We start from the raw sequence: 26,274 nt of genomic DNA on the forward strand, positions 1-26,274 counted from the left end.
AAATTACTAACCATTGCGACGATTTTGTTCTCTCAAGCCCGATGCAAGTGCAGTTATATCACCAGGCTTGAGAGGTGGTTCTTTTTTATTAACTTGTTCCATATTCTCAAGAAACCTCTCAATTCCTTCATTTGTCATTTCAATTTGAAACATAACATTTCCCATATTTAACTCAAATTTGGACTGAGCTAAAGTTGGTTGATCCCATACTTCTTTTGCTATTGCAGGTTGAGAAGCTTGTAAGCCTTTTGGTATCCTAACCCGATTGAAATATTTTATCTTTCCTGGCATAGGTACATTTACATCTATATATTTATTCGCTTCCCATTCTGAAGGATCAAAAGGTGTATAAGGAAAGCATGACACTAAAGAAGCGAAAGACATACCTGATCCTGAAGGATCGCTTAAAGCCATATCTTGTATACCTTGAGCGATGTTTTCAGAGCCATATGCTGTATAAAGATTGTTTTCAAATGAAGTTCTTGTAAGCTTGCCATCGAGAATAAAACAATACATTGACTTCCTTATGCGTGCATTTAATCTATGTTCGCCCATTTCAGCAAATGACCAGGACAAGAACTGTTTACCAGTTAATTCAGCTTTCTTTATATAACTAAGTTGATGATAAAGACTTGTACTAAGTGAAGCCCAAAAATCTTCTGCTTCCTTAGTTTGGGCATGGCCTAAAATAGATATAGTCTGAGGAAGAGCATCTTTAAGAGCATCACTCGTAGATATAGAGTTAGCATCTTGAAAACTATTCTGCTGAGTAGGTACCGCAAGGAATTCTTGTAAATCTATGTGCCCAGTAAGAGATTCTTTAATAGACAATATCTCTTTGTGAATACTACCAATCACTGCATATTTTAAAGACATATCCGCCTCAAATCTTTCTCTTTGATCATAAATGTCAAATATCCCGCTTAGATTATGAGGTACTAAAATAGTGTCTTTAATTAAGTTATACTTATCAAAACGCTTTAACAATAAATCAAGTCTATCATAATCTTCAAGTTCTGCAGTACTATATAAAAATGCATGAGCTAATCGATCCAAATTGAGATTAATTGGTTCGCTGTTTTCGAAAACCAAGCTATTTATTTGTGCAATCTCTTCCGTACTCATAATTATAATAATTTGTCGTTCAATCAATTACTGATTTTTACCTTTTTGCGCTTCTAAGGTATTTATCCTTTCCAGAACTCTTGTTACAACAGTTCTAAGATTTACTAGTTCTTTGTTGAACTTTTCAAGTTCTGCTAAACTTTCTTGAACCATTAATGGAACTTTAGACAGTTCGGTTTTAATTGTATCTCCTTCACCTTTTATTGCATTGCTTTGATCTTCTAAAGATTCTGCATAAGTCTTTATCTTATCTGCAATATCGTCAGTATCTTCAAGAACCTTTGTAACCTTTTCAAGGTTCCCATCTAGTGCACTTACCTCACTGTCAATTGTATTCTTTGTGTAAATATATGTTCCAAAAATATTAGCTGTGAATATAAACGTAAGAACTCCTACTAATATACCTAACCAAGTAGCAGATGAATTTATCTCATTGGTTTTACTTCCTACCTCTATCCTTAACACCTCCATTTTGTCATTGATTTGCCTGATCTCTCTTTGAACATTCTCTGGAATATCATCAAAACCTTTCTCAGCAGATGTATCTTTTGTGGTTTTTGCCTTTGGAGGTAGTTGATTTGCATTCACCCGATCAATCATCTTTTCCATTTCTTCGTTTTTGGCCTTTATGTATTTTTCCATTTCATTGTTAAAATACATATGGGCACATATACTAACGATAATCATACCAATTACAAGTAAAACAGCGGTCCAAAAAAATCTTCTATCATATAAATCTAGTTTAATTTGAATAGGATGTTGAGGAGTTATTGGTTGTTGAGGTTGTTGCATATCTTTTATGCTCTGATTGAGGTAAAGAAAAGATTACTAAAATAATGTTTTTTTCTATCCCAATAGCTGTTATTTAATACTTTATATGATTAGTGTACGATATGTAAACAAATCACAGCTGGGAAAGATTCTAAAGTTCAAATTTGTCTCATTAAGGTTAGCGAGTACTTTTTTCTACAGAAAGAAACCATCATCTTATTCTTTTCTATTCTGTTGCTGTTCCATTTTGTTTTGTATAACCTTCTTTATATCAAGGAATTCCCACTCTAATGTGCTAGTATTTATCTTTCCATATATAGAACTTTCCAGATTATCCTTCTTTATTTCCAATGTAAGCTGATCATCCTTTCCATTTGTAAAATGTTCATCCAATAGAGTTATTATTTTATCAATACAGGTGTTCCATTGCTCGATTGATAAGTTGTCATCAAATAGAAACTTTAATTCATGATCATCATTTGTGACTGTACTAATCGAAAACGCCCTTGATTGATTATTCTCTTCAAGCTTATGGATAGACCCATCACTAGAGACAGTAGTTATTTTTATCTTTTTTGCATCATTGGCAATTTTCTTGATCCAATTCTTTAAACCTGTATAATGGTCTTTTGCTAATTCTTTTATGAATCCATCAAGATAAGGTTTTATAAAATATAGACCTATCATAGTAGGAATTGCCCACTCAAGAGAAGCATACATTCCTGCTTTATATTTTCTAACATCTAAATTTATATCAGATATAGTGTTGTCATTCACATAACTATCAAGTAAGGTGTCCGAATATCTTTCATTAACAAATATGCAAATTTGAATTGGTTTCTGATCGTCCATGGTTATTTTATCAATTTGATACGACTAATAGGTGAATACTTTTAGAAGTTACTATTATAAGAATAAAATCCAATATTATTCTTTTTTTGTAGAAAAGTTCCATATAACCTAACAAGCTGACATGCAAAATATTAACATAATCTATAAAAAATATTCACTATGAGTTAAAACACTTCTAGCTCAATAACGTCCTCCCAAAATTAGGACCGGGTAGAAGTGGAAAAATCGGCGGTAGTGAACAGTTGCGATTGCTCTTCCATCTGACAGGGTGTAAGTCCTTTCAGTGAACTATGAGGCCGGAACTGGTTGTATTCCAGCCGCCAAACTTCGATTTTATCAGCTGCGTCGGACAAAGATAAAACCAGTTAGTATTTAAACACTCATCTCGAAAACTTCCATTAAACAACTCAATCAAAGCATGATCCGATCCATGCTGACCGCTGCTGAGATGAAGGCAGCCAACCAGACGGCGGGCATGGTATCAACCCTTCAGCTGGGCTTGGGCCGGATCAACACCCCCGAAATCTGCTACGGACTTTCAGGCGATGAGTTCAGCCTGGATATCAACGATCCGGCTGACCCCAAGATACTGTGTTTGGGCTCCTCGCCCACACTGGCCGAAACGTTTGCCCCCTGATCAGCTGCACGATCACCGTGGCTTTGAAACTTATGAACCAGCAGGGCAAACGGCACAGCTTTGTGCTACTCGATGAAGCGCCCACGCTCTACATTCCCCACCTGGACCAGCTGCCGGCCACGGCCAGAAGTCACAAGGTAGCCACCGTCTACATGGCCCAGGACTTCTCCCAGATCAGAAAACAGTACGGTCAGAACGAGGCCGAAGTTTTGATCTCGAATCTGAACAACCAGTTTTTCGGAAGGGTGGCCAATCTGAATACGGCCGAGTATGTCTCGCGTCTGTTTGGAAAAGAAGAAAGAGTCATACGCTCCGAGTCAAGCAGCAACAATACTCCCAACGCATCCGCGCTAGCAGGTGTGCTGCTCAATCCCAGGTCCTCAGCCGACTCCCAAGGCAGCTCAATCAGTCATTCGCTGGTCGAGCGGACGGTGGTCTATCCGCAAGAGCTTCTCAGTCTACAGGTGGGTCATTTCATGGGAACCACCTGTAGACTGACTCTGTCAGCTTTTCAATGCAGTTTCAATCACCTGAGTATACCCGAAGCAGGATTGAGCCGTTTCGTACGCTGGAATTGGGCGAAGTGAGTGCTACCTGCGCGCAAATCATTGCCGAGGCGGAAAGCATTCTGGTTACGGCCTCTTCGGTTCCTATTGAAAAAAGTTCTCATTATCAGAAACTTCTCATTATCAGGCAGGCTAGCTCCTATCAGCCATTAATCATCTCAGACATTCCCAATACCTGTGGTCATCTTTCAGACTGGAAAAATACCTTATTTGAGGTATTGTCCCTTATATGATTGGTTTAGATATTGCCCTCTGAAAAAAGTATACTTAACTATACTTTCTTAGCTTATCCAATTACTGGTATATCAAATTTATACAATCGATAAGTTTAGGGTTTAGTGAAATTTAAGATTAACCAGAACTGAAACTAAACTATGAAAAACGGAAAAAAGTAAGATAGTAATATCCTATTGTAAGCTCAATAAACAATTTTAATTTCTCAAACTTCTGGGTATGTCACGAATTGTCTGTTACATAAGTCTACTGCTTGTTTTTTCAGATGCTTTTTCACAAAGCAATACTGATCAAATGCTTGGTGCTCCGAAGGTGAAATATTTTCTTCAGCTCTGGCATGACTTTCCAAACAAGAAGTTCTACTACACAATCGATGATAGTGAATTACCTTCGAGCAAGTCAAAGACCTTAAAAGGATTGACGGTCGGTGTACCGATGCGATTTAAAGAGATTGCACTGACTATCAAATTTTATAATCCACTGCGCTACACAATCAAAACGAGCGATTCACTGCTGGCAGATCCAAGTTATCAGAGCATTGGCGAGTTTGCAGGGGCTTTAACCACTTTACTGGGTAACCTGCCTAATGCAGCCCCCAAACAGTCTCCAACTGTTACGGCAGGAGCCGTACCTGTAGGGAATGCAAATGCAACGGTTGCCAGTGTGCACGATCCGTTTCCCATTTATCCGGCAGGGAAGTTTGATCCGATTATGGTAAAAACAACGAACGATAAAAATCTACCAAAAGCTAGTGTAATTTCAGCAGATGAGTCTAAGAACTGGGCAAAGAAGATCAATGCCCTTGCCGCGGAAGAATTGGCTGAATGGAAATTTATCTCATTGCAGGGAAACGTCCAGTGTATTGATACTACCAGTAACTTATTGAAACTATTGCAGCAATTGGATGACAGGTATTTCAACGCCTCCATCCGTGGGGTCATGAAAGCCTATCTGTTGCAATTAAGCCAGCCAGATGAAATGGAAGAATTTGGCAGGGTTAACAAACGTTTCAAAGTGGTACTCGATAGTCTTGACAAGGTCAATCAGGAAAATATCAGACTCCTCCAAACCTTTAACGGGATAATCTCTGAACCCATATCGAAAGACCTTTTGCGTAAAAATGCGCTCAGTACCAATGATTACTCATGTGAAAGCTTTGCTACCTACTCGCAAATCGTATTTAAACGCTTTGCCAGGGCGCGTGCTGAGTTTCAGGAAAAAAGAAACCAGATGCTGGATTTAGCAAAAAAAATAAATAGTGAGGTAGATGGATTAATGAAACAAGTAGTTTTGCCTGGTGACGGGTCTGTACGATTGACAAACGCCTTTATTTTGAGCCGGTATGATATTCATACTGAAAATATGAGAGATATTCGTATAGTTGTTCAGGAGCGGAAGTTAAATTTAAACGGATCCCCTCCTTCCATTGATAAAACCGATAACAGCTTTGAGGGAAAGCTTCGGTTACGTGCTGCCCAAACCTTTGTTGCCGAATTTTCTATGGGCGGATTTTATACCAATATGACTTTTCCTGAATACAGCATAAAATATATTGATGGTGTATCGAAGATTGCAAAATCAGATGAACGATATTCAGTTGGAGTTGCGGGTATGCTTAACCTGACTCTAAATGCAATTGATGGATTGGCTCATCCATTGATTCAGCTTGGGGTAGGTTCTGGAAACAAACGCCCTGTATTCTTAGCCGGAGCAGGAATGCGGTTGAGTTGGAAAACACCAATAATCATAACGGCAGGACCCATCTGGCACTGGCAGCAAGTGCTCAAAAACGGATATAAAGAGGATAGTCCGATTGCGGATGAGGCCGTATTGAAGGAAAATCTGGAATACCAGTTTGTAAGTAAGCCAAATCTATACCTGGGAATTCAGATAGGATTTTAATTTTTTCATCAATACCTAAAGTTTGAATTCTATTTTTCCTCAAACATCATTTTTCAATACAGATGTACCTTCAAAGCATTTACCATGGCTCTTGATCCGATTGTCAGTCAAACTAAGGTAGGCTATGCTGTCTACCCATCGGTTTTTGTCTATGAACTTAAAACAGAGGTGGCTAGTGGAAAAAAGATTCTTACAAAAGGCAAGCAATTGCTTTTCGGAGATAGAATTAGTATCAAGCACGTGGATGGCCAACCTGTCGTACATACGATAGGTAAGAAAAGCTATGTGAGTATAAGAGCAAGAAATACCGATGGATTTGTATTGGATTCCGACATTCAGCCTGACCGTATCCTTGAGGTCAATTTTATAGATGTAGGCCAGGGAGACGGCTGTCACATTGTGACGCCTGATGACAAACACTTTCTCATCGATGCAGGGCCAGGTGACAATATGTACCGTTTTCTCAGATGGCGCTTTAACCTTAAAAACGCCAATACCCCACCTCCACCTTTCACAGTCATTGTTTCTCACTCAGATTCGGATCATTATGAAGGATTCAGATATATTTTCAAATCTGATGACAACACCCGGCAGCAGTTTACCATTGACAAAGTTTACCACAATGGATTGGTTGAACTAAACGGTAATTCGATTAATACTCTCGGGAGGGTGATCCAGAGCGATGGGATTGATTATATTACTGATTTGTGTGACGACCAAGCAGGTTTTCAACAGCGTGCGGATAGCTCATTGAAAGGAAATTATGTCTCGATTCTTTCTCAAACTTCCGCATCCAAAGAATCGCTCCGGTTGGGAAGTCCGCCCGTTTATGATTCCAACGGATTGAAAATAGAAGTATTAGGTCCGGTTGCACAATTGATTGAGGGGAAAGCTGCTCTGCCTGTCTTTAAAATAGACAAAGGAAAAACGAAAAATGGTCATTCTATTATTTTAAAACTGACCATGGGACGAGTCAAAATGTTGTTGGGAGGTGATCTGAACGAGCCAGCGGAAGACTACCTGATGAAGCATTATACAAATGTGGACATTGCTTCCCTGAGAAAACAGCTTGCCAATCCTGAAGCTGGTCCTGAAGCTGTCTTACAGATTAGAATGCAATTGCTCCTGGCCGTTGAGCAAGCACGAAAGGTTTTACAGGTGGATGTGGCCAAATCCTGCCACCACGGCAGTTCAGATTTTACAAGTGAATTCATGCAGGCTGTAAATCCGCTGGCCACTATAATTTCAAGTGGTGATAATGAACCACATGTGCATCCTCGCCCCGATACGCTGGGGACGATCGGTAAGCACAGCCGGGGGGAACGATCCCTGATTTTTTCAACCGAACTGGCACGTTCAAGCAAAGAGTTTGTCGAACTGGCACTGAAAAAGAAAGATGACAAGGTAAAGACACGCGTAGTAACGGTGTATGGCATGATCAATGTGCGTACCGACGGGCAGCGGATGATAATTGCGCAGAGATTGGAGAGGAAGGCCGCACGCGGGGACTGGGATATACATCAATTTGTTTGGAACCCAGCCAAAGATGAGATCGAATATCAAATTAAGTAAAACCAAACGCATCTCTCATCAAACGTTCGTTTAATAAACGTGCCTGTTATAAACGTGCCTGTCATAAGATGTATGGAATAACCGGATTGATTTCGGGCTAACTCAATTTGCTTGTGTATGCCTTCAAATTCTTCGGGATGTGTAGGAACCAGATAGTTTTACGCTTGCAAACATATTTCCAAAAACGCACCTTTAAAATGGTCTGCTGGTAAAAGTCAGCAACAGGGACTTTCAGTTCAGGAAGGATCCCGTTTACGGACCCTTGGTCGAAGACCGGGATGAGGCTATTTTTTCAAAGTAATTTTTTGCTCTCCGGAAGATGGGTACCGGAAGGGTTTGTTTTCACTATCGGTACCCTGAATGATAAAACCTACCTGGGTTAGGTTTTTGACATTTGTATCTAGCATAAAGGTCTCTTCAATTATTCCACTCTCTGATTGCTTGTCTGTTATTTCTCCGTTGATGCTTTTGGCGGGTTTGAAATCGATTGAGTACAAATAAGGCTTTTTTCCTCCTGTGACCTGCATTTTCAAATTAAACCGGGTACCGGCTCTGGGAGATTCAGGAATAACTTTAATATTCTGTACCCTTACTGAATCCGATGCAGGGATGGCAGCAGTTGCATTGTCTTTTGTTGAGGATCCGTAATAGAATCCGATAATTGTTCCCAGTATTCCGATAAGGAGCGTAAGGATTTCTTTGCCTAATGCAAACCGTTTGTCTAAGTCCTTGCCACCAGTCAGAATGGAAGCAAGCATCAATAGTGCAGCCATGGCAATTGTGGTGACTGCAACAAGATAGGTGATAACGCCTCTGGCAATCGACATATCCTTCAATAACAACAGTTCGAAAGAGAGTTTGTCTCCTATCAGTTTGTAGAAGAAAAACCAACCGGTGCCAGCCAGAAAAATGTACTGGATATATTTTAAATAAACGTACTTGTCATTGGCAAAAAAACCTACTGAACTTCCCGTCTTCGGTACTAAGGACATATCAACAAGAAAATCCGCATGTGTATCAGTAGTTTGGTCTGTTAGCATTTGAATGGTCTGTTCAGAAACATAATTGTTTTTCGGAATCAGAACCGACAGCTTGTAAATGGAAGGCTTAACATTTACAAACACGAACTTACCTTCTGTATCTGATTGCTGTATTTGAGAAGAAACCTCTTCTTCTCGTAAAACAAGAATGGCGGATGAAACAGGTGAATTATTGAAGTCGACTACCTTACCTGTTATGTTTGGCATGGTGTTTATTGATTACTATTTTTTGAATTGATAAAGTTAATGTCTTTAAGCCGGTGTGTTCTCTGGCTTCGTAATTGTAAGCTTGCATGAAAGGTAACTGACCGCATTTTCTTTAGTATCCTGGTTTTCTACATCATTCTGGTATTTTACAGTGTTCTGGTATTCGACAGAGACAATCGTATCTGCTTTCCAACACTGTGGAACTGAATGTAGATTCGTATCGTCAGATCTGAAATATCTTACCTTTCTTTTGTCAAAAGCATCCAGCAGGTTGGCGTATGGGATTGAAGGCCACTGACTCCTGGGGCTGACAGATATCAAAGCCAACAGTGCATTTGACGTCAGTTTGGAGAGTCCGGTTCGATCAGGCGTTGCATTATGACTGCCATGGTGACCTACTTTGTATAAAATGGTTCGCGCTAGCAGATCTTCGACATGAATGGTTGCCACTTTACCTTTTTTATCCTTTCTGCTCCAGCTGTAGGTACGATTGTAACTATGCGGGTTTTCCTTTTTTCCTTCGGTTTGCAGATATTCCTGATGATTTTTTAAGTCATCGTCCCATGCCAACCAGACGCCGTATTGGGCATCTCCTGAAAATAGCATTACTTCCCCGGTTTGCTCAATCTCGAAAGCTAAGACCAGACTAGTGTTATTTATATGATTGTTTAATTCTAATGCCAGTCCATCTACAACCTGTAACCAATCGTAATCAATACGCCGCCAATTTTGATTCTGATTAGATGATTTTGGGGTTGTGCCAAAATAAGACTTGTATACATCTGTTTTTTCGAGCTTTTTATTTTGGTTTTCTAGCTTCTGGCTTATGGGAGTACTTGTGCTTTTTGACAGATTTCCTATGCCTGTTTTTGCATTTTTCACGTCTATGGGAATAATATATTCCTCATCAAAAGGGGCAGCGCGTACGTAATCCCAGAAGTTTTTCTCTTTCTCATCAAAGGCTATGCTTTGCGTGAAAGAGAAATCACCTGTATAATCAGCCTGGATATATAGTTCATTTTTTTTTCTGCTATCTTCTTTGCGCAAGTATTTGAAATCCTCCGGAGGACCAAGAACATAAATATTGATACCTGGTATGGTACAAATAGGTTTTCCTGTTTTGCCAGTTTCCGTGCCCAAGGCACCAGGCCGGTGATAAAGAATGTTTTTTTTATTGGGCACCTTTTTTTTTATTTTTTCAAAGATTTCGTTTTTGCCAAAACCCTCTCGGTAGTTTAAATCAGCATCAGCTTCAAAATTTAACATATTTGTCAAAAAACCGGATAAACTGTTTAATTGCGCAACGCCTTGTATTTCTTTTTGAATCTGACGAAGCTTTTTTCGATCGTTTGCCTGATTTTCCTTCCAGTCTGCTGAAAAAGGGTGTTTTTCATCTTCTGTCCAGGAAAACCAAAGCTCGTTTATGATCAAATCCGACAATTCATCCTCGGCCTGTTTGAAGCCTGATATATGATCTTTGTGTTCATGTGTAATCACCAATAAATCCAGAACGGGTTTACCGCTTTTTTTATCTTTGTCCAGATGGGACAGCAGATTACGCGCTATTTGTTTCATCTGCTGATCAGTTGTATCCAAAGAACCAAAATCAATACATACTGATTTTTTAGATTCTGGAGAAACGTAGTGGAATTGTAGTAAAAAACAATCCCCAAATCCTACATTATACATTTTTATATCTATGTTTTTAAGTTTCATGAGACTGATGCGTTTGGGATTCAATGATGAATGGGATTTAATGATGACTGGGATTCAATGATTACGATGTAACAAGGCAAATGGCTCAAAAGAGCCGGCATCTTCGGGCCAATTGGATGGGGAAAAAGGCGATTCGGTTTCCTTCAGATTAATGTAACCGTAACGGCGACATAACTCGCGGGCCAGTCTTTGATAATCCAAACGGTCCTCTTTTGCTTTAAGGATCCCTTTGTTTATGAATCGGATTGTTTTTAAATCAATATTGATCACCACTGTACATCCTCCCCGGAACTCATATTCTGTACCGTTGGATAAACCAACGGTACATGTTTGCATAAGAGTCATAATTACCTGATTTATGACATTTGCATCGGGTCCTACCCGCTGGGCCCGGTGAAGCGAATGTATCTCGAAACTGATTCCTTTTTCATACTTTTTTTTATCCCTGTTCCATTTCTTGATACACATATCGTTGACCTTGAAAGTGGAGGGAAATTTGATGTTCTGTTTTTTAGCCTCCTGCTTAAGGACAAGATTTACTTCGTCGATTTTTGAAAAGTATGAATTATAATCAACCGACCGGATCAGAATGCATGTCAGATTTTGGAGCGCAATCTTAGTCGAGTTTTCGGCAAAACTATTTATCAGATTATGCAGCCTTCTTTTGTATGACATGGATAGTTCAAACAGATTTTCGCGATCTTTCAGATGAATAGCTGTATCGTTGAAGTAATCCCTGATAAGGTTTCTGAATTTAGCAAAGTCTTTAACAATAGGCTTTGATTTAGGAGGTTTTGGTTGTATCAAATCGTTTACCTTTTGAACTAATCTCTTGATATCTCCCCTGATTCCCCCATTATCCAGATCGTCCATATAAAGGTAATGTTGCTCGATCTCTATATCGTCGATTAAGCGCTTGATTCGTTTGTCTAATTTTTTAGAAGGTGCGTCTTCAGTAGTGTTTACTTTGCTTCCTAACTCTGTGACTTCTGATTCGTTGTATGAGTAATAGGAAAGGTTTTCTACTGCAAGCGTACGGATGTCAACCGGATAAATCCCCCATTTTCTGAATGACTCGATCAAGGCAATTCGATAACCATGTAAGTCATTTGGTACCAAATCAAGATCTGCCGTGATCATGGCTCGCAAAAGCTCTCCAAAGCTAGTGCCGGCTGGAGGACAATAATCCAGTGCACGGATACAAATGGATAGAAATTGTTTGGCAGTTCGCGAAGCTTCATAGGCTAATCTTTTTGTTAAATCCGGATGTATTTCACCGTCAAGCAGAATACCGGTCCCGTTTGATGCAATTCGATACAGATCGCTTGTCCGTTTTTTATAAATATTCAAAAATGCATCAAAAATGGCCGCAACCAGTATACTTCCTCTGCCATGAGCCTCATTTTCCTCTTGTAATCGCTTCGGATCCGGTTTTATTTGGGTCCATGTGTTTGTCTTATCTGTACTGCCGATAGCGTCACGTAAGGAATGGTAATTTCCAATCGCTATGCCAAATTGCTGTGCAAGTTGAGAGAGCAATTGCTCTCCTGTCAGTTTACCTCTTGTGCGAGCAATCTGATTTTCAATGATCTCAGTGAATGTGAAATGCTGAAACAAGGCTACCAGGTCTGCGATAGCTTCATGCAATGCCAACGTGTCTTCATGGTAAGGAAACACATAGCGTTTGTAAATACCGTCAATCAGAGCATGGGTTACCTCATGAGCAACAATGTCATGGCTCAGGCAGGTAAACACCAGGCTATTGGGCATTATCAGACTGAGCGAATTTGGTTTTGCGGAGAAATATCCAAACAGAACGGCTTTTTTCTTTTGACTGTAATAGGCGTTGGCATCACGGATTGCGTGAGGGTACAATCGCAGCCGTTTGACGAATTGTTCTGAAGTTCCATTTTCCACATTGTAATCAGTTGAGGACCACTGCGCCGGTCTTCCCAAAGCTTTTTCAAAATTTTGAATGGTAAGCATTGCCACTGCATAAACCATTTGCTGATGAAATTGGGGATTGGATTCGGATGGAGGCAGTCCATCCTGGGCGATTAATTCCGGATCTTCTAAATTTACGGGTGGGTAGAAAGCGCTGCTTGCAGGATCAATGTCTATGACTTCAATGTATTCCCCTATTGGACCAGGTTTCAATTTTTCCCATTTGACATGATATACGACTGTGTCAATGTCTAACGCATCTAGCTTTGTGGCAAAGCTGGGATCAAAGGCATAGCCTCTTAATCTACGGTAGATTGGTTGCAATGAAGAATCCGAAACATTAGTATTGGAAGGGCTCATTCTGATATGATGGTTATCATATCAATTTCAACAAATGAGAGGTGTAGTGCAATACCTCATTTAAGGTATTTTTTAACTTGATTGATCAGGTTTATAGGCTTTAGAAATAGAAAGTATTGACCTGAAAGCTCAGTATGTTTAAATAAAAATAAACTTTGGTTTTCAGGTAACGACAAGTTTGAACTCCTAATGATCGATGAATCAGGTGAACATAAAAGAAAAAAGTGTGAACATGAAAGAAAAAAGTGAACAAAAATATAAGTTCAGGTCTAATTGCCAGAAACACCCCAATAGCCCATTCTTTTTTTGGCAAGCCCCTCAGGCAGTGTGTAGGGACTTGCCAAAAAAAGAATAAGTAAAGAAAATTAATGAATCATCAAGCGTATATGAGCATGTATGTTTGTTAGGCTGCTGTTGAGAGATGTTTTTCCTGTTGTTTCTCTTCTTGTTGGCTTTGACAAAGTTGCTCTTCTTTTTCAGACGGAGTTAGATTCCCTAACGCTGTATGAATGCGTTTGCGGTTATACCAGATTTCAATAAAAGTAAAGATCTCTCGTCTGGTTTGTGCTTTACTTTGAAGACCTAACCGATAGATCCATTCGGTTTTCAGGGTCTTAAAAAAGCTTTCTGCGACTGCATTATCCCAACAATTACCCTTTCGACTCATACTTTGTCGCACTTGAGGAAAGGCACTTAGTTCTCTCTGAAATAGATCACAAGCGTATTGTACCCCTTGATCTGAATGAAAAAGCAGGGAGTGATCCGTTTTTATACTCTGGTGTGTAATAGCCATTCGCCAGGCAGTAATCAGCGTAGATTCTGTCTGTAAACTCTCACTTACAGACCAACCGACCACTTTTCTATCTGCTAAATCGAGAATGATGGTTAAATACAACCACCCTTCTTTGGTGCCAATATAGGTAAGATCACTGACCCATACCTGATTGAGTTTTTCTACCGTAAACTGACGATTTAACAGATTAGCGGCTCGTGGATAAGTATGATCAGAATCAGTAGTACACACTTTAAATCCTTTGGCAGGCAAGCCTTTTAGCTGGGCTTGTTTCATTAAGCGAGCTACACGAGGACGCGAACAGGAAAAACCTTCTTTTTTTAGTTGTGTGCTGATACGTGGACTACCATAACAGGATTTACTTTCTTTGTGTACACGTTTAATCTGTTCGAGCAAGTGCTCATTGGCTTGTTCACGTTTGCAAACAGTATGTGTAGACCATTGTTTCAACCACCGATAATATCCGCTCCGGCTTACACTCAATAGAGTACACATCTTTTCAATGGCAAATTCAGAGCAGTGTTTGTTTATGAATTGGAAGAGTTGCCATTTTCTTTGGAAAAGATGCTGACTGCCTTTTTTAAGATGTCCCTTTCCATTTCTGCCTGGCGTAACAATTTTTTCAATCGATAGATTTCTGCTTGTTCGGCAGAGAGATTGCCCTGGCCTGAAAAGCTGTTTTCTTTGTTTTGCAGATATTCTTTTTTCCACCGATTGAGCATTTGTACCCGAATACCTAAATCGTCAGCTACTTGTTGGGAGGCTTGCCCATTCAAACATAGTTCGACTGCCATTACTTTAAAGGCTCTGTCATAGAGTTTTCGTGTGCTACTCATCTTGCTTACAGATTAAGTTCAACCATACAATAAAGATAGCAATTGATCTTAACTTGATGTCCACTCAAAGATAGCAACCACAGAATGAAAAACAGGATTACATGGCAAAGTATTGCCATAGATGTGGCAGCAACACCAAAACCAGCATGAGCAAACCCGAGTGTTATAATTGCTAAAAGTGATTAGGCGGCTTGGCCGCTTATTCCAGGGGAAGCATCTCAGTCGTGATTTTTGACTTATTGTTTTTCGGAATATCCCATAGGTCTATCTCGATGCAGTACCGGTAGAGTGCGTCGAGGTAGTCATTTTTCTGGCCTGCCGATAACCCGTGTCGTTTCACTTTATGGATCACTTCGGCTGTCTGCTGTGGCTTGGGTTGCAAACCAAACTGCTTGCTGACCAAATAGACCAGTCCCAAGCTCTTAAAAAGCAGGGTTACCACCCGGCGGGGGCCATTGGTGTATTTTTCGCTGGCAGAGGTGCCTACGTTGTCTTTGCGCAAACCCCGAATCAGAATGCCACCGTCACTATCTTCGGTAGCCTCAAATGTCATATCCAGGCCCTGTGCATGACCCCGCCACTGGTAGCCTTCATACTCGTGCTCATGGGTGGCGTAGTCTTCGTGGATACTCGTCTTAAAAAAGTAAAACTCAATTTCGGTAAACGAGTACAGGTCGTCATTGACGCGCAGGTGCCAGCGGTGAATCAGCTCCCTGGCAATCCGGTCGAAGGACTGGCCGATGGTGGCTACTGATTCGGAATTGATGGTTAGGTCAAGCATGTAGATTAATGTAAAATGTTTTCTTACTATGTCTAAGTGTGGTCTTTGGCATTAAACTAAACTGGCTTATGACCAATGAGTAAAAAATAATTAGAAACAGGATCTAAACAATATTCAATACCTCAAATGAGGTATTTTTTATCGTTTCCATGCTTGTTTAAAATATCTTTCATACCCAAATGGATCTCGCCACTCAATATTATGCTCTGGAATGCCTAACTGCTTGAGCTAGGTGGGAACAAAGAAGCTGGGGCAACCTTTGTTATCGAATTGGTTGTGCCCGGCAATCTTCACATTTGGCGCATAGCCTAATACCTCACTGATAATGTCCAGCATAGTTGAGATCTGCTGAGGGGTGCGGCTGTCTAGTGGCATTTTGTGAGACGAGTCCATACCACCTACATAACACAGATGACTGGAAATAGAGTTGATGCCTGCTACTCCATTGGTAATCTCAAAGGAATCTATTACTTGGTCATTGTTGTGTTTTGAACAACTTCAATATTTATCCTCGAAAGCTCATTTTCTTTGACTGTAAAGTCTAGATATTTTTTTTTGTTAATTAACTTAAAACCCGAACCTTCTCTGAACTCTAATCTATATTTACCTGCAGGAAGTAGAACTTCTTCATCTACTGGACTAATGGTTTGTTGCTGTGAGATGGGGTTATCTAAGCCTGTGATTTTACTAAAGATAATAGGTAATGTTCCGTTCGGATACGCAAGGACAAATATTACTCCTGTTTTGGCATTTGGAGGAACTAGAGGCTCTTCTTTTTTTCTTATTTCCTTGATTATTTGTTTTTGTTGGAGTATTTGGTTATCAGTTTTATTTTTTATTTTATTAAGACTATCATTCAGTTGTTCAAGCTTTTTATACTCAGCATATTCAATTTTTACAGAGTCATAATAAGCTTTCCATCCGTCTTTTATTTCTCCACTTGGTGCAACAGTAGCGAAGTATTGTGACAAATAGTATCTAATCGGTACACCTTTGACTTGTTTTAGGTCTGCAACATATCTGTCCAAGTATTCAAGTTCCTTGATATCTTGTTCCCGTTCTTTAAATAAATCCGAAACGATTAAGGTAACAGTAGTGATTGCTACTGTTACGATAGAATACTTGAATAACTCGATTAGCTTATTCAACTTTGAAACAGTTATCAATCCTTTTTTGATAATATAAGTCGCATAAAACATGGCTATAAGAGTAATAATGATAAAGCTGATGTAAAGCCAAAAAGAGATAATGCCAGTATTTGAAAACATATATCTATGTATTGAAGTGATAGTTACAATACGCTGTCTACGTGAATAAACCAGGAAAGAATAAGTACTCCAATTTCGCCAATATTAACTATCACTTCAATACCTCATTTAAGGTATTCTCAGCTATTCAAGTGCTTCCACATATGCTTAGAATACCGTTCATACCCAAACGGATCTCGCCATTCAATATTATGCTCTGGAATGCCTAACTGCTTGAGCTAGGTGGGAACAAAGAAGCTGGGACAACTTTTGTTGCCAAACTGGTTGTGGCCGGCAATCTTCACATTGGGGGTATAGCCCAGCACTTCGCCAATGATGTCAATCATCGTGCTGATCTGTTGCAGTGTTCGGCTGTCCAGGGGTATCTTGTGGCTGCTGTCTATCTCACCCACATAGCACAAATGCCGGGAGATCAGGTTAATGCCCGCCATGTCGTTGGTCACCTCGAATGAGTCAATAACATGGTCGTTGTTGTGTTTGACAAACGTGTGACGGGTGCCATCCAGTAAGATCAGATCCGAGTAGACCACTTGTTTCCAGCCGTTGCCGTAGGGTTTACGAGCCGTGTGCCAGCGTTTGACATCGTCGGTAATGATTCAGCGGCCTGCCGGAGTGGCGGTGCCGTGAATGATTAAGTATTGAAAACTAGCCATAGTAAGTTGAAAAATGAAAACCTCAAACAGTCTTAAATATACCACAAATGAGGTATTGTGATTGAAAACGTAAATCTTAATATTTGCTTTCATGCGTTTTAATTGACATTAATCCTAGATAGATGTTAGTATTTATAAAACCGTTTCTTTATAGTAGAGTTTCTATGGAATGAATTTCAACTAGTTAATCTTAAAATTAACTAGTCTGGTACATACATAGAATATTGTATAGAGCACTTTTACGCACCGAATTCGTTTTCTTGTTCTAAGAATAAAAAATGATTTCAGATTTACTATAGAATCATTTATTTTGATCCTGACACCTGCTTATCGGCAGATGGGCTTGAAATAATACTATTGTATTCTTTGGCAATATCATCTAGAGGATCATGTTTGGATGCTTTGAAAGGAATATACAGGTTTTCTGTTTCCACTTGCTTTTCAATCCCTAAAAGCCCGAATCAACCCACAGGGTCAATCGGAAAAAATCCAGACCTGAGAAAATGGATTTAAAGATGGCAAAGTCATGTATGTGTCCAGCGTGAATGGCACTGGAAAATAAAATGCGTTTATTCCGGTCAGTAATCAGAAGCCATTTACAGGTATGCGTTTTTTTGCCACTGGATTGCTCGGCTGGCTTGTGTTGATTGACAGGACGTTCTACCGGAATTTCAGTGACATCAATGATAATTTCCTGGATGCCTTCAAAGGCTTGGCCAAAGGATTTCTAATCCTTGAAAACAAGATTTTTCAACGGTGCATACTGATTCAGCGCCGTTTTGATCAGGGGCAACAACAAGCGAATGTATTCAGAAGCCGTGGCTTGGGCAAACCCAAAGTAGAGTGCCAGGTTTTCCGAAGTCGGATAAGCTTTCATGTAATGCAAAATGAAGAACAACGCTTCGCGTTTATCGATCAATTGCGGTTGAAGATGAGTTATGTAGGGGGGTGGCAGTCTTTGGAACGTACAATTTTTCAAAGACTGCCAACAGATCTTCAAATTATTGTTTGCTCAAAGCTGTTGCCGCTTTGTATTGTCAATCTGTGCGTAGGTTATGATAAATGCTAGCCATTGGAGTCTTTGTTGTGAATGGCCAATGTATAAGTAAATAACTCATTATCAAATCAAAGAAACTCTAATATATAAACGTCCGGTTGCCTTATGCAAATTTTGGCTAGTAAGAATATAACTGCACTCGCCCTCATAGTCTTTTCTTGGTTATACAGCTTTGGCCAAGTCAAGGAAATACCTAATATTTCTTTGCCACAAGATTTCAAAGAGAAATATCCTTTTATTACTGACAGATTCATAGAAATAATATCACCGGAAAAAGACGGATCATTAGGTTACTGCGTAATGATTCTCGACAAGCAAAAACTTCTGAATTATTACAAAACCAACTTTAGAGCGAGGCTGGAAGAAATGCTTCGTAAATATAAATTTTATAATGATGATTGTTATTTTAATCCCACCTGCAGCGGTACCACTGTTTTAAAAATTCAAGATTACCGTTTAGAGGAGAAGTGGCATTCTGTAAACTTAGGTACCCGTTTTGAAAAGATTAGCCTTTTTTTCGATTATATGCTTTGGGGGCGTTTTAAAGCCTGGAGTAGGAATACGCGTTTTGGAATTGATTTTTGGAATACTCGGGTATGCGAGGAAGGGCCAATTATTAAAAGTCCTGAAAATAAACTCTTGTATACCATGATTTCGGCCGAAATAAAGTTCCAACCTAAGGATGCAAGCTCTTTTTTGATGGTGATGAATCTCAACCTGTTTGGTCAAACCTTGTGCCAACTTTGCAACAAGCCTGGAAGCCCTTACACAAGTATTACTTCCAGAAGCGAGCCCTATAGCGTTACTTCCGAAGTAGGTTTTTCTGGCATAAGCGAGATTTTAGCCCTTTTCGAATTTACCAAAATTATAAAGCTAACTGAGGATGAATCCTTCTACTACCTTTACTGCATTAAAAAGAATTAGCACCTTTGTCGCTATTTTACGTCTAGTGATAGGACTTGTGGGAATTGGTGCTTTTTCCATAACGAAGAAAAAGAGCGACGTCCAAGTCTTAACCGACAGTCAAATGAGCATCTACATACCAAACTCTTATTTGGAGGTGCTAATCCGCAATCTGGTATTAAAAAACCAGCCTTCTCTTTTTGATACCAGCCGGTATGTGTTCAATGATTTAAGGGCCAGTAATACTACGGCAAACACAAAATCCTTTCGATTAACATTAAATTCGAAAGCCACTTTTGATGGAAATCCTCAAAAGCGAGATACTGATTATTATAATGAAGAAGCCGTATTGCATAAGGATATAGTGCTGCGTTGGCTTGGGGGAGTGATAGGCATTCTGACAAAAACATTCGATGGCAAGGACATTGATCTCTATAAACTTCCACTAAAGGACCTTTCAACGAACTACCAGGATCCGAGAAATCCATTTTCGATCAGCGGAAAGGTATGGGTGCTGTTCAACAACAATTCTATCGGTTTAACTTACTCTAAGGATACCATACACGTTAAGGAGATTTGCAACAGGTTAGACAATAATATTCGATATCAAAATCTTGGGGTGTCAGCCATAATTCCCCATAATTTTATTAACTCTTTTTCGCGGTCAAGTGGAATTCGCATTCAAACCGGAGATGGAATTACCGGTTCGGTATTTTTAAGAAATGTCACTATTAAGGACATGAATGGTGATAGGCTTGGACTACACGCTGCCTTGGATAGCGATAATGAAGTTCTGTTGCCCAGGCCGGTTTACCTTGAAATGGAGCTAAGTAAAAAGCAAAACACGATTCAGCGGATCTTCGGTTTTAATTATGATAATGCAAATCTGTCATCCACTGAGCGAAGTCGGATGGAAAGAACATTGACGATGATGAGAAGACAAATCGATGATGGTTGGATAAATCAAATACTAACCCCGCAAATGCAGGGTATTCCAATTGTCTTTAGTTCCAGCAAACAAAGGTTTCCAGTGGCCGCCACTGGAAACGGTTTTTTCAGTTATGAGGCTAAGGTTGTAATAACAACAATTAATTTATTTTGATATGTTCAAGCTAAGACTTTATACATGTTTGATTCTTTTAAGCTTCGTTAGCTGTGGACCAAAAAAGTCGGACATTGCAAGTATCCCAGATTGCTCCAACCCGTACAAGGGTAGGGATTTTAGTCGTTTCAATATCAAAAATACCGATCCTAGGGCAAAGGTCTACCTTAAAAGAATAAGTGTGAATATCGGAGATGTGCTACCTAATGTCAGCGGTATGCAAAACGATTTTCTGGACGTAGGTGAGGAAAAGTCTTATGCTATAACTAATGAGAATTTTAATCATTTTTATTTTTACTCCAATAGTGCTTATACGGATCTCTTAGGCTGTTTGATTATCAAAAACACATATCCTACGCTGCTGGGCATCCCAGAAGTTCAGGTTCAGGTATCAGGCAACTTTACACCAGCTCAAAACGAAATTAAGATTGTAAACTCCGAAGGCAATACGCTTTGCTTCCGTGGTATAAAGCTGCCGGATTGGCATAACTGGGGTTTTGATAACCGAAATCTCTATCCTTATGTTTTCACCCGTTTAACACCTTGCTGCAAGCCGATTTCACAAGCTTGTACACCAAGTATTAATATAGCCGGGCCGAGTTCAGAACAGTTTAGCCACCTCTACTTCTACCAACCTTCGGAGGGGTTCTGCTCTGAGAATGCAAACGAAACTTTACTCAGGTCACGGATTATATACCGTAATACCGACGCTGGAAAAATTTGTATAAACAAAATATATATCCAAGCAGAATGAAACCGCTCATTGTTGTCTGTATAATTTACCTATTGAGCATTAGCTATGCTTGGGCTCAGATTTATACAGATACAAAGCCGATCAATCCCTATTTTACTAAGATCGAGTACGTGGCGCTTCCTGAACCAGAAACAGGAAAAGCAGGTGTGATCTTTTTCACCTGTGATACGGCATATATCAACGCTTTTATGCGGGATAAAGCTCGATACACTATTGAAAAAATCAGTAATTTGCTCTATTATAATAAATTCAAGCGAAATAAGTTTCGGTACAATCATTATGAGACAATTACACAAGAGGTAAGCTACCGATCAGCACCTGATTTTAAAACATTTATCGACTCGGTCACTTTTTCCATCTTTGCTTTAAAGAATAAGCGAAGATGGAATTGGCTACGCTTCCGATTTGACTTAATTCCATTGTCAACTGATAGAATATATGCAGGCACTATTACATCCCGAAATTTCTTACAACCCAGTACCACAAGTTTCTCCAAGCAACTCACTTATGATAGTGTAACAATAAGGGTTTTTAGAAATGGTTTATTTTTAGAAAAACAGATGTCTGTAATCAACTTCCCAAATACAATTCGGTTTTTATTATTAAATTTTGATGACTATTTAATTCGACTTCGGAAAATTGATAGCCTTATCAACACTTCCGAAATGTATATTAAACCAGGCAAAAATTTCAAGGAATTCTTTTTTTATTGTCCTGTGCGCCTCCCATGATTGGCTAATCTTTCACATCTAAAAGGTTCAATGAAGCGTTTGTTCCAGAAGTTTACTCTTCTGTAATGACTGCGCCGCTCATGAGAATACCTGAAGAGGGATGCTTGCGTATCCATCCGGTGAACTATCAGGCCGCCTTTTTCGTAAAGTTCTTTGAAGCGCTAAAAGCTGTCCAACCTGTAGCCCATCACTTTGCAGGCTTTGGACACATTTCCTAAAAGAGAGGCTAACTCCAGCACTCCCACCTTGTTTTGATGATCTTTTCTTAAGTTGTCAGCGGCTTAATCGTTTGTAGAAGTCACTAATTTTTTTCAGAAACTGTCCGATTAAGTCTTGACTAGTTCACAGAATGCTAGTCTATAGTGATATAGTATAATGTAACCCAATCCTCGTCAGAAATATTAAAGTATATACGTTCTTTGAAATGTTTCCTCATCTCACTCAACGATTTAAATCCATCTCTGAGTGCATCCTCTTGCGTTAATTGACCATACTTAAGATATTCTATTTTACTAATCTTTACATATAAATCGGGGTTAATGAACTCTTTAGGATCTCTTTGCTGTTCATTTGCTTTCCAAACGGGCATTCTGGAAGAAGCTGGCCACTCAATCCCTCCATATCGTCTCCTGATAGTAGACGTTTTTGAACCGTCTCTTAACCAAAGAAGATAATCTTCCATCAGCGCAAAATAAGTTCTTATATAAATATATTGTTTTGTTTCATGCTGTAGCCAACGAATAATTTCGACGGAATTTGATGTTTTGGCTGTTCCATCTAATGGCTTATAGCCTCTAATTATTACCTCAAATGACGGAAAAGAAATATTTAACAAATTGGACTTGCTAAACGATGGAGAAGGAGGAACCCTCTTCAAAAGAATATAGTTTTCAATCATTAAAACGTTTATTGATAAATTACTAAACGTTTTAATTGCATCTTCAATTGTTTCAACTATTGGTTCACCCCTATCATTAAAAGAAGTGTTGAGGATTACTGGGTCCTCACCCAAGTCTTTTAGTGCCATCAATATAGCCCCCAAAAAGGAATCACTTTCAACAGCTTCAACTCTTGCACGATTAGTATAACTTACGGCTGATTGAAAAGCCTTTAAAGCGTCATTTCTTACTAAAAGGGCAAAAGACATAAAAGGTGTATCTATCAACGGCTTGTGCAGATAGTTTCCTCTATCACTTTTTAAAATTACAGGAGCAAATGGCCGAAACCATTCTCGGTTTTTTAACTGAGAAGCAACAAGTTTATTGACAGGGTTGTTGGCAAGCATAATAATACTTCTATTACCTAATGCCCTAGGCCCATATTCGCTTCGACCTTGAAAAACACATATAGCGTTTCCTTCAATTAATAATTCTTTAATTAGCTCTATTGAGTTTGTATGCTCAATAATTAAAGTATTGTTGAGCTGATATTTTGTAAGATTTGAAATTATAGTCTCTCTTTTAATTGTATGGCTGGTGCCTAGTTCAATATCTGTTGATTTTGTGAAAGGTGTAAGCTTCTTCTTGTTATACTTTGCCCATAATGCCGCTGCATTTCCTAATGCTTGTCCATTATCACCAGGCGCAGATGGAATATACACATTTTCAAATATATCGGACTCCGCGACAATTCCATTTAACACACAATTCAATGCAAAACCACCCGCAATACAAAGATTCTTCATACCTGTTTTTTGTTGCAGGTACCTGAGTTTTTCAAGAAAGGCTACCTCTAGATTCCACATTATATAGGCACATAAATCTTGATATGAATTATTTAATTCAATTGAATATCTTGATTTTGTTAATGGCTCTCCGATATATATATTCAAGTCCTTTCCGACATCAAGTAAAATTTTAGATGGATTATCAAAATTGTACTTTGCACAGGACATTAACTTACCTCTATCAATGTTAATAAATCTTTTTCTAGAGATATTTCTGTAGTTTCCATATGAGCTTAGTGCCATTACATTGCTTGCGTACTGAGAGCTATTCCATCCAACAAAGTAAGTTGCAGCTCGGGTAATTTCACCAAAACCAACCTCGAACGCTTGCTCGAAATCTCTATCTATAAGTTCAATCTTATTATCAGAAGCAATATAATAAGAATGTTGCTCCCTAGGTTCTTCCCACCATTTAGAATTGTTATTCTCAGATAATATATTCCCCCCTCCGTCAATAACAACAATTAATGTATCAGTAAAAGGTGAAGTAGCAAATGCAGACCAAGCATGTGACAAATGATGATTAATACTTTCCAAATTAGTTTCATGCACAAAACCAGTTTGTAGTAATGCTGCGCTCTGTTTTTCACAACAAGTGCTAATTCCTACAAGGTCAATATCTTGCAACTTGATTTTATATTGGTTTTCAAGCAGTTCTAGTGATTTGCTAAATCCTCCTGCTCTTTTTAATCTACTAACTCTTTCCTCCATAAACGCATATTTAATAATTCCATCTTCAACCAATACTAATGCTCCATCATGTAGGACTTTATTGTGTAGAGTCTGACCTTTGTTCACACCTAGGATTCTCATGACTTGATATTAGGTTTTAGTAGTTTTAAGAAGCTATATTTATCAGCTATTGTCAGTGTAAACAGTACAATAGATATGTTATAAGCTAATTGTTGATACTGTTCGGATATCTCCATTACATTAGTAAATAAGACCTTATTAAATAAAATAGTCACAACACTTGCTACTCCAACAACAAGTCTTGTTACGTTTGTTAGATTAAGCTGATTGCGTATTTGGATAGGTAAATGGATTGGAGGAAGGGGAAAGTTAGTCTTATTGGCGTCTATTGTATTTACACGAATGTCAATAAACGAGTTCTCTTTAACACTAATATCTCTTGATCTAAAAATAAATCTTAATATATCATACTTACCTACAATAACTTCAGCTTTCTTTAAAATAGTCAAATGCTCTTCCGGTGCTGAAATTTCAATAAAATGAGAAGGTGGAGGGTCAATAGATGGGTTAGGTACAACTTGGAAAATAAATAAATTGTAAAGCTTATTTGGTTTTAATTGAAAATAGCCATCTTTTACAATTTCTTTAGTTTTATTGAGAGTTGATATTTCTGATATTTTAAGAAATTCTTGACCTTGAAGAGCCGGGATAGTAAAACTAATAGTATTAATTAGTCTTCCCCAAGCTTGTAGTTCAGAATAGCCAGTTTCGTCTACATCAAATGAAATATTAGTATAAAAAACAAGTAAATTCTCGTGTAAAGTTGTTCCATGATGATGAGTTAGTTCAAAATTAAATTTTTGAATTTTATCTGTTGTGGCTTGAGGGCTAACATCATATTTGACAATTTTACCTAAAGTATACTCAAAATATAATATATCGCTTATTTGTTGAGTTTCTACAATAGTACACCAACGCAAAGGATAAATCTTCTTATCTTCTAAATTTCTGATACTAATTAAAACCTTAACAGACTTAAGGTTATTTAGATTATCGACAACATCCTTTTGTACCTATATATTCCGCCAACGATTTCTATATGAAAGTCCTACAGGCCGTCCAATTATCTGATTAAGCTCATCTTTATATGGGCTTTGAGAATTGATAATGAATATTAGATTTCTTTCCACTTTAAAACAGTTAGATTAAGAAGATACTAACTGTTAAAGTAGGGTAGATCTGACAATCGTACAATACCACAAATGAGGTATTTTTCCGCTCTTATTACAGAAAAAGAAGGTTCCGATCGATATGTTTCTTTTGTCGGCTCCCCTGTTTTCAAACAGGTTTGAGATAGAAAATTTGAATTAATTGACGTCCTCCCAAAATTAGGACCGGGTAGAAGTGGAAAAATCGGCGGTATTGAACACTTGAGATTGCTCTTCCATCTGACAGGGTGTAAGTCCTTTCAGTGAACTATGAGGCCGGAACTGGTTGTATTCCAGCCGCCAAGCTTCGATTTTATCAGCTGCGTCGAACAAAGATAAAAACCAGTTAGTATTTAAACACTCATCTCGAAAACTTCCACCGTCTCAGCTCTGATAAACGACTCAATGGATCATCTCTGACATAGCCGTCAGGCTAAGAGAAGAGAATTTAGTAAATAGAGATAAATATTTATCTCTATTTTATGAAGTGTTTTCCTAAATGCCAATTAGAAGAAAGTCAAATAGTTAACAGGATAGAAGGACTGTTTGACAAGGAAGTCCTTACTCAAAAGGCAAGAAGTACTGGTTTCATTAAACGTAGGAGTAAACTAAATGCTTCTGCGTTTTTAGTAACCTGTTTGATGAGTGCTGGAAAAGCTTGTAAGAAGAGTCTCACTGAGACCTGTACTCTGCTACAGGAAACAACAGGAATTACACTATGTAAGCAATCACTTAACGAGCGATTCTCAGCAAAATCAGTAACTTTTCTCAAAAAAGTAGTAGAAGAATTGATAGAGAAACAATCTGATCAATATCAGTTATCTACATTTTCTAATTTCAAAC

The 26,274-nt window shown here is 38.7% G+C and carries 26 protein-coding genes and 2 pseudogenes; 12 read left to right on the top strand and 16 right to left on the bottom strand.

Annotated elements, in window-relative coordinates; translation table 11 throughout:
* Positions 1–6 precede the first annotated feature (6 nt).
* The 4 genes from QNI22_RS23055 to QNI22_RS23070 all read right to left on the bottom strand — a co-directional run bounded on the left by QNI22_RS23055 (position 7) and on the right by QNI22_RS23070 (position 3,101).
* A complete protein-coding gene (locus QNI22_RS23055; protein ID WP_314514207.1) occupies positions 7–1,125 on the bottom strand; it encodes a hypothetical protein in 1,119 nt (372 codons plus the stop codon).
* Between the two features lie 27 nt (positions 1,126–1,152).
* Positions 1,153–1,917: a coiled-coil domain-containing protein gene (locus QNI22_RS23060; RefSeq protein WP_314514209.1), complete on the bottom strand. Its 765-nt coding sequence runs from the start codon at positions 1,915–1,917 to the stop codon at positions 1,153–1,155.
* A 195-nt stretch (positions 1,918–2,112) separates the two neighbouring features.
* Positions 2,113–2,748 (bottom strand): hypothetical protein, encoded by a 636-nt coding sequence (locus QNI22_RS23065; RefSeq protein WP_314514211.1) that lies wholly within the window; start codon positions 2,746–2,748, stop codon positions 2,113–2,115.
* A gap of 200 nt (positions 2,749–2,948) precedes the next feature.
* The gene (locus QNI22_RS23070; RefSeq protein ID WP_419836237.1) at positions 2,949–3,101 is read right to left on the bottom strand and encodes an integrase core domain-containing protein; all 153 of its coding nucleotides are present in this window, start codon (positions 3,099–3,101) and stop codon (positions 2,949–2,951) included.
* A 65-nt stretch (positions 3,102–3,166) separates the two neighbouring features.
* Here QNI22_RS23070 and QNI22_RS23075 point away from each other — a divergent pair, with 65 nt between their 5' ends.
* From QNI22_RS23075 to QNI22_RS23090, 5 genes are all read left to right on the top strand, one after another.
* Complete coding sequence (locus QNI22_RS23075) at positions 3,167–3,385, top strand: hypothetical protein (protein ID WP_314514212.1); 219 nt, start codon at positions 3,167–3,169, stop codon at positions 3,383–3,385.
* A gap of 17 nt (positions 3,386–3,402) precedes the next feature.
* On the top strand, positions 3,403–3,972 hold the full coding sequence (locus tag QNI22_RS40340) for a type IV secretory system conjugative DNA transfer family protein (protein WP_419836238.1): 570 nt from the start codon (positions 3,403–3,405) through the stop codon (positions 3,970–3,972).
* Entirely contained in the window at positions 3,900–4,184 is a 285-nt protein-coding gene (locus QNI22_RS23080; protein ID WP_314514214.1) for a hypothetical protein, read from the top strand. The genes QNI22_RS40340 and QNI22_RS23080 overlap by 73 nt, the downstream gene beginning before the upstream one ends.
* A gap of 220 nt (positions 4,185–4,404) precedes the next feature.
* Positions 4,405–6,087 carry a hypothetical protein gene (locus QNI22_RS23085; protein WP_314514215.1) on the top strand — a complete coding sequence of 561 codons (1,683 nt, stop codon included), beginning with the start codon at positions 4,405–4,407 and terminating at the stop codon, positions 6,085–6,087.
* Positions 6,088–6,171: 84 nt separating this feature from the next.
* On the top strand, positions 6,172–7,659 hold the full coding sequence (locus QNI22_RS23090; RefSeq protein WP_314514216.1) for a ComEC/Rec2 family competence protein: 1,488 nt from the start codon (positions 6,172–6,174) through the stop codon (positions 7,657–7,659).
* Positions 7,660–7,943: 284 nt separating this feature from the next.
* On the opposite strand, the gene QNI22_RS23095 is transcribed toward QNI22_RS23090, so the two are convergent.
* The 9 genes from QNI22_RS23095 to QNI22_RS40345 form a co-directional block, all read right to left on the bottom strand.
* Positions 7,944–8,906, bottom strand: a complete 963-nt coding sequence (locus tag QNI22_RS23095) for a carboxypeptidase-like regulatory domain-containing protein (RefSeq protein WP_314514217.1) — start codon at positions 8,904–8,906, stop codon at positions 7,944–7,946.
* A gap of 45 nt (positions 8,907–8,951) precedes the next feature.
* The gene (locus QNI22_RS23100; RefSeq protein WP_314514218.1) at positions 8,952–10,481 is read right to left on the bottom strand and encodes a ComEC/Rec2 family competence protein; all 1,530 of its coding nucleotides are present in this window, start codon (positions 10,479–10,481) and stop codon (positions 8,952–8,954) included.
* 195 nt (positions 10,482–10,676) lie between these two features.
* The gene (locus QNI22_RS23105; protein WP_314514219.1) at positions 10,677–12,926 is read right to left on the bottom strand and encodes a gluzincin family metallopeptidase; all 2,250 of its coding nucleotides are present in this window, start codon (positions 12,924–12,926) and stop codon (positions 10,677–10,679) included.
* A 403-nt stretch (positions 12,927–13,329) separates the two neighbouring features.
* Positions 13,330–14,555 (bottom strand): IS3 family transposase gene (locus QNI22_RS23110; RefSeq protein WP_419836239.1). Its coding sequence is split into 2 segments (ribosomal slippage): positions 13,330–14,306 and positions 14,306–14,555, totalling 1,227 coding nucleotides; the frame shifts between segments, so codons are not numbered across the junction.
* A gap of 199 nt (positions 14,556–14,754) precedes the next feature.
* Positions 14,755–15,336, bottom strand: coding sequence for a hypothetical protein (locus QNI22_RS23120; RefSeq protein ID WP_314514220.1), 582 nt, complete (start codon positions 15,334–15,336; stop codon positions 14,755–14,757).
* Between the two features lie 228 nt (positions 15,337–15,564).
* Entirely contained in the window at positions 15,565–15,729 is a 165-nt protein-coding gene (locus QNI22_RS23125) for a peptidoglycan recognition protein family protein (RefSeq protein WP_314514221.1), read from the bottom strand.
* 74 nt (positions 15,730–15,803) lie between these two features.
* Positions 15,804–16,604, bottom strand: a complete 801-nt coding sequence (locus QNI22_RS23130; RefSeq protein WP_314514223.1) for a hypothetical protein — start codon at positions 16,602–16,604, stop codon at positions 15,804–15,806.
* A gap of 218 nt (positions 16,605–16,822) precedes the next feature.
* Complete coding sequence (locus QNI22_RS23135) at positions 16,823–17,134, bottom strand: peptidoglycan recognition protein family protein (RefSeq protein ID WP_314514224.1); 312 nt, start codon at positions 17,132–17,134, stop codon at positions 16,823–16,825.
* A 571-nt stretch (positions 17,135–17,705) separates the two neighbouring features.
* On the bottom strand, positions 17,706–17,957 hold the full coding sequence (locus QNI22_RS40345) for a transposase family protein (RefSeq protein WP_419836241.1): 252 nt from the start codon (positions 17,955–17,957) through the stop codon (positions 17,706–17,708).
* Here QNI22_RS40345 and QNI22_RS40515 point away from each other — a divergent pair.
* The 6 genes from QNI22_RS40515 (at position 17,862) to QNI22_RS23165 (ending at position 22,022) form a co-directional block, all read left to right on the top strand.
* Positions 17,862–18,326 (top strand): hypothetical protein, encoded by a 465-nt coding sequence (locus QNI22_RS40515; RefSeq protein ID WP_314514225.1) that lies wholly within the window; start codon positions 17,862–17,864, stop codon positions 18,324–18,326. The genes QNI22_RS40345 and QNI22_RS40515 overlap by 96 nt on opposite strands.
* Positions 18,327–18,419: 93 nt before the next feature.
* Positions 18,420–19,238, top strand: coding sequence for a hypothetical protein (locus QNI22_RS23145; protein ID WP_314514226.1), 819 nt, complete (start codon positions 18,420–18,422; stop codon positions 19,236–19,238).
* Entirely contained in the window at positions 19,198–20,319 is a 1,122-nt protein-coding gene (locus tag QNI22_RS23150; RefSeq protein WP_314514227.1) for a hypothetical protein, read from the top strand. Before QNI22_RS23145 ends, QNI22_RS23150 begins: the two co-directional genes overlap by 41 nt.
* Positions 20,320–20,500: 181 nt before the next feature.
* Positions 20,501–21,073 (top strand): hypothetical protein, encoded by a 573-nt coding sequence (locus QNI22_RS23155; RefSeq protein WP_314514228.1) that lies wholly within the window; start codon positions 20,501–20,503, stop codon positions 21,071–21,073.
* Positions 21,070–21,804 (top strand): hypothetical protein, encoded by a 735-nt coding sequence (locus tag QNI22_RS23160; RefSeq protein ID WP_314514229.1) that lies wholly within the window; start codon positions 21,070–21,072, stop codon positions 21,802–21,804. The genes QNI22_RS23155 and QNI22_RS23160 overlap by 4 nt, the downstream gene beginning before the upstream one ends.
* 80 nt (positions 21,805–21,884) lie before the next feature.
* Entirely contained in the window at positions 21,885–22,022 is a 138-nt protein-coding gene (locus tag QNI22_RS23165) for a hypothetical protein (protein WP_314514230.1), read from the top strand.
* Positions 22,023–22,156: 134 nt separating this feature from the next.
* On the opposite strand, the gene QNI22_RS23170 is transcribed toward QNI22_RS23165, so the two are convergent.
* The 3 genes and pseudogenes from QNI22_RS23170 to QNI22_RS23180 form a co-directional block, all read right to left on the bottom strand.
* Complete coding sequence (locus tag QNI22_RS23170) at positions 22,157–24,343, bottom strand: carbamoyltransferase C-terminal domain-containing protein (RefSeq protein ID WP_314514231.1); 2,187 nt, start codon at positions 24,341–24,343, stop codon at positions 22,157–22,159.
* Positions 24,340–25,203, bottom strand: coding sequence for a hypothetical protein (locus QNI22_RS23175; RefSeq protein ID WP_314514232.1), 864 nt, complete (start codon positions 25,201–25,203; stop codon positions 24,340–24,342). The genes QNI22_RS23170 and QNI22_RS23175 overlap by 4 nt, the downstream gene beginning before the upstream one ends.
* A 408-nt stretch (positions 25,204–25,611) precedes the next feature.
* A pseudogene (locus QNI22_RS23180) lies at positions 25,612–25,809 on the bottom strand (integrase core domain-containing protein); the annotation flags it as partial.
* Positions 25,810–26,072: 263 nt separating this feature from the next.
* On the opposite strand from QNI22_RS23180, the pseudogene QNI22_RS23185 reads away from it, so the two are divergent.
* Positions 26,073–26,274, top strand: a pseudogene (locus QNI22_RS23185) (hypothetical protein); the annotation flags it as partial.

The organism is Xanthocytophaga agilis (assembly GCF_030068605.1).
GTDB lineage: Bacteria > Bacteroidota > Bacteroidia > Cytophagales > 172606-1 > Xanthocytophaga > Xanthocytophaga agilis.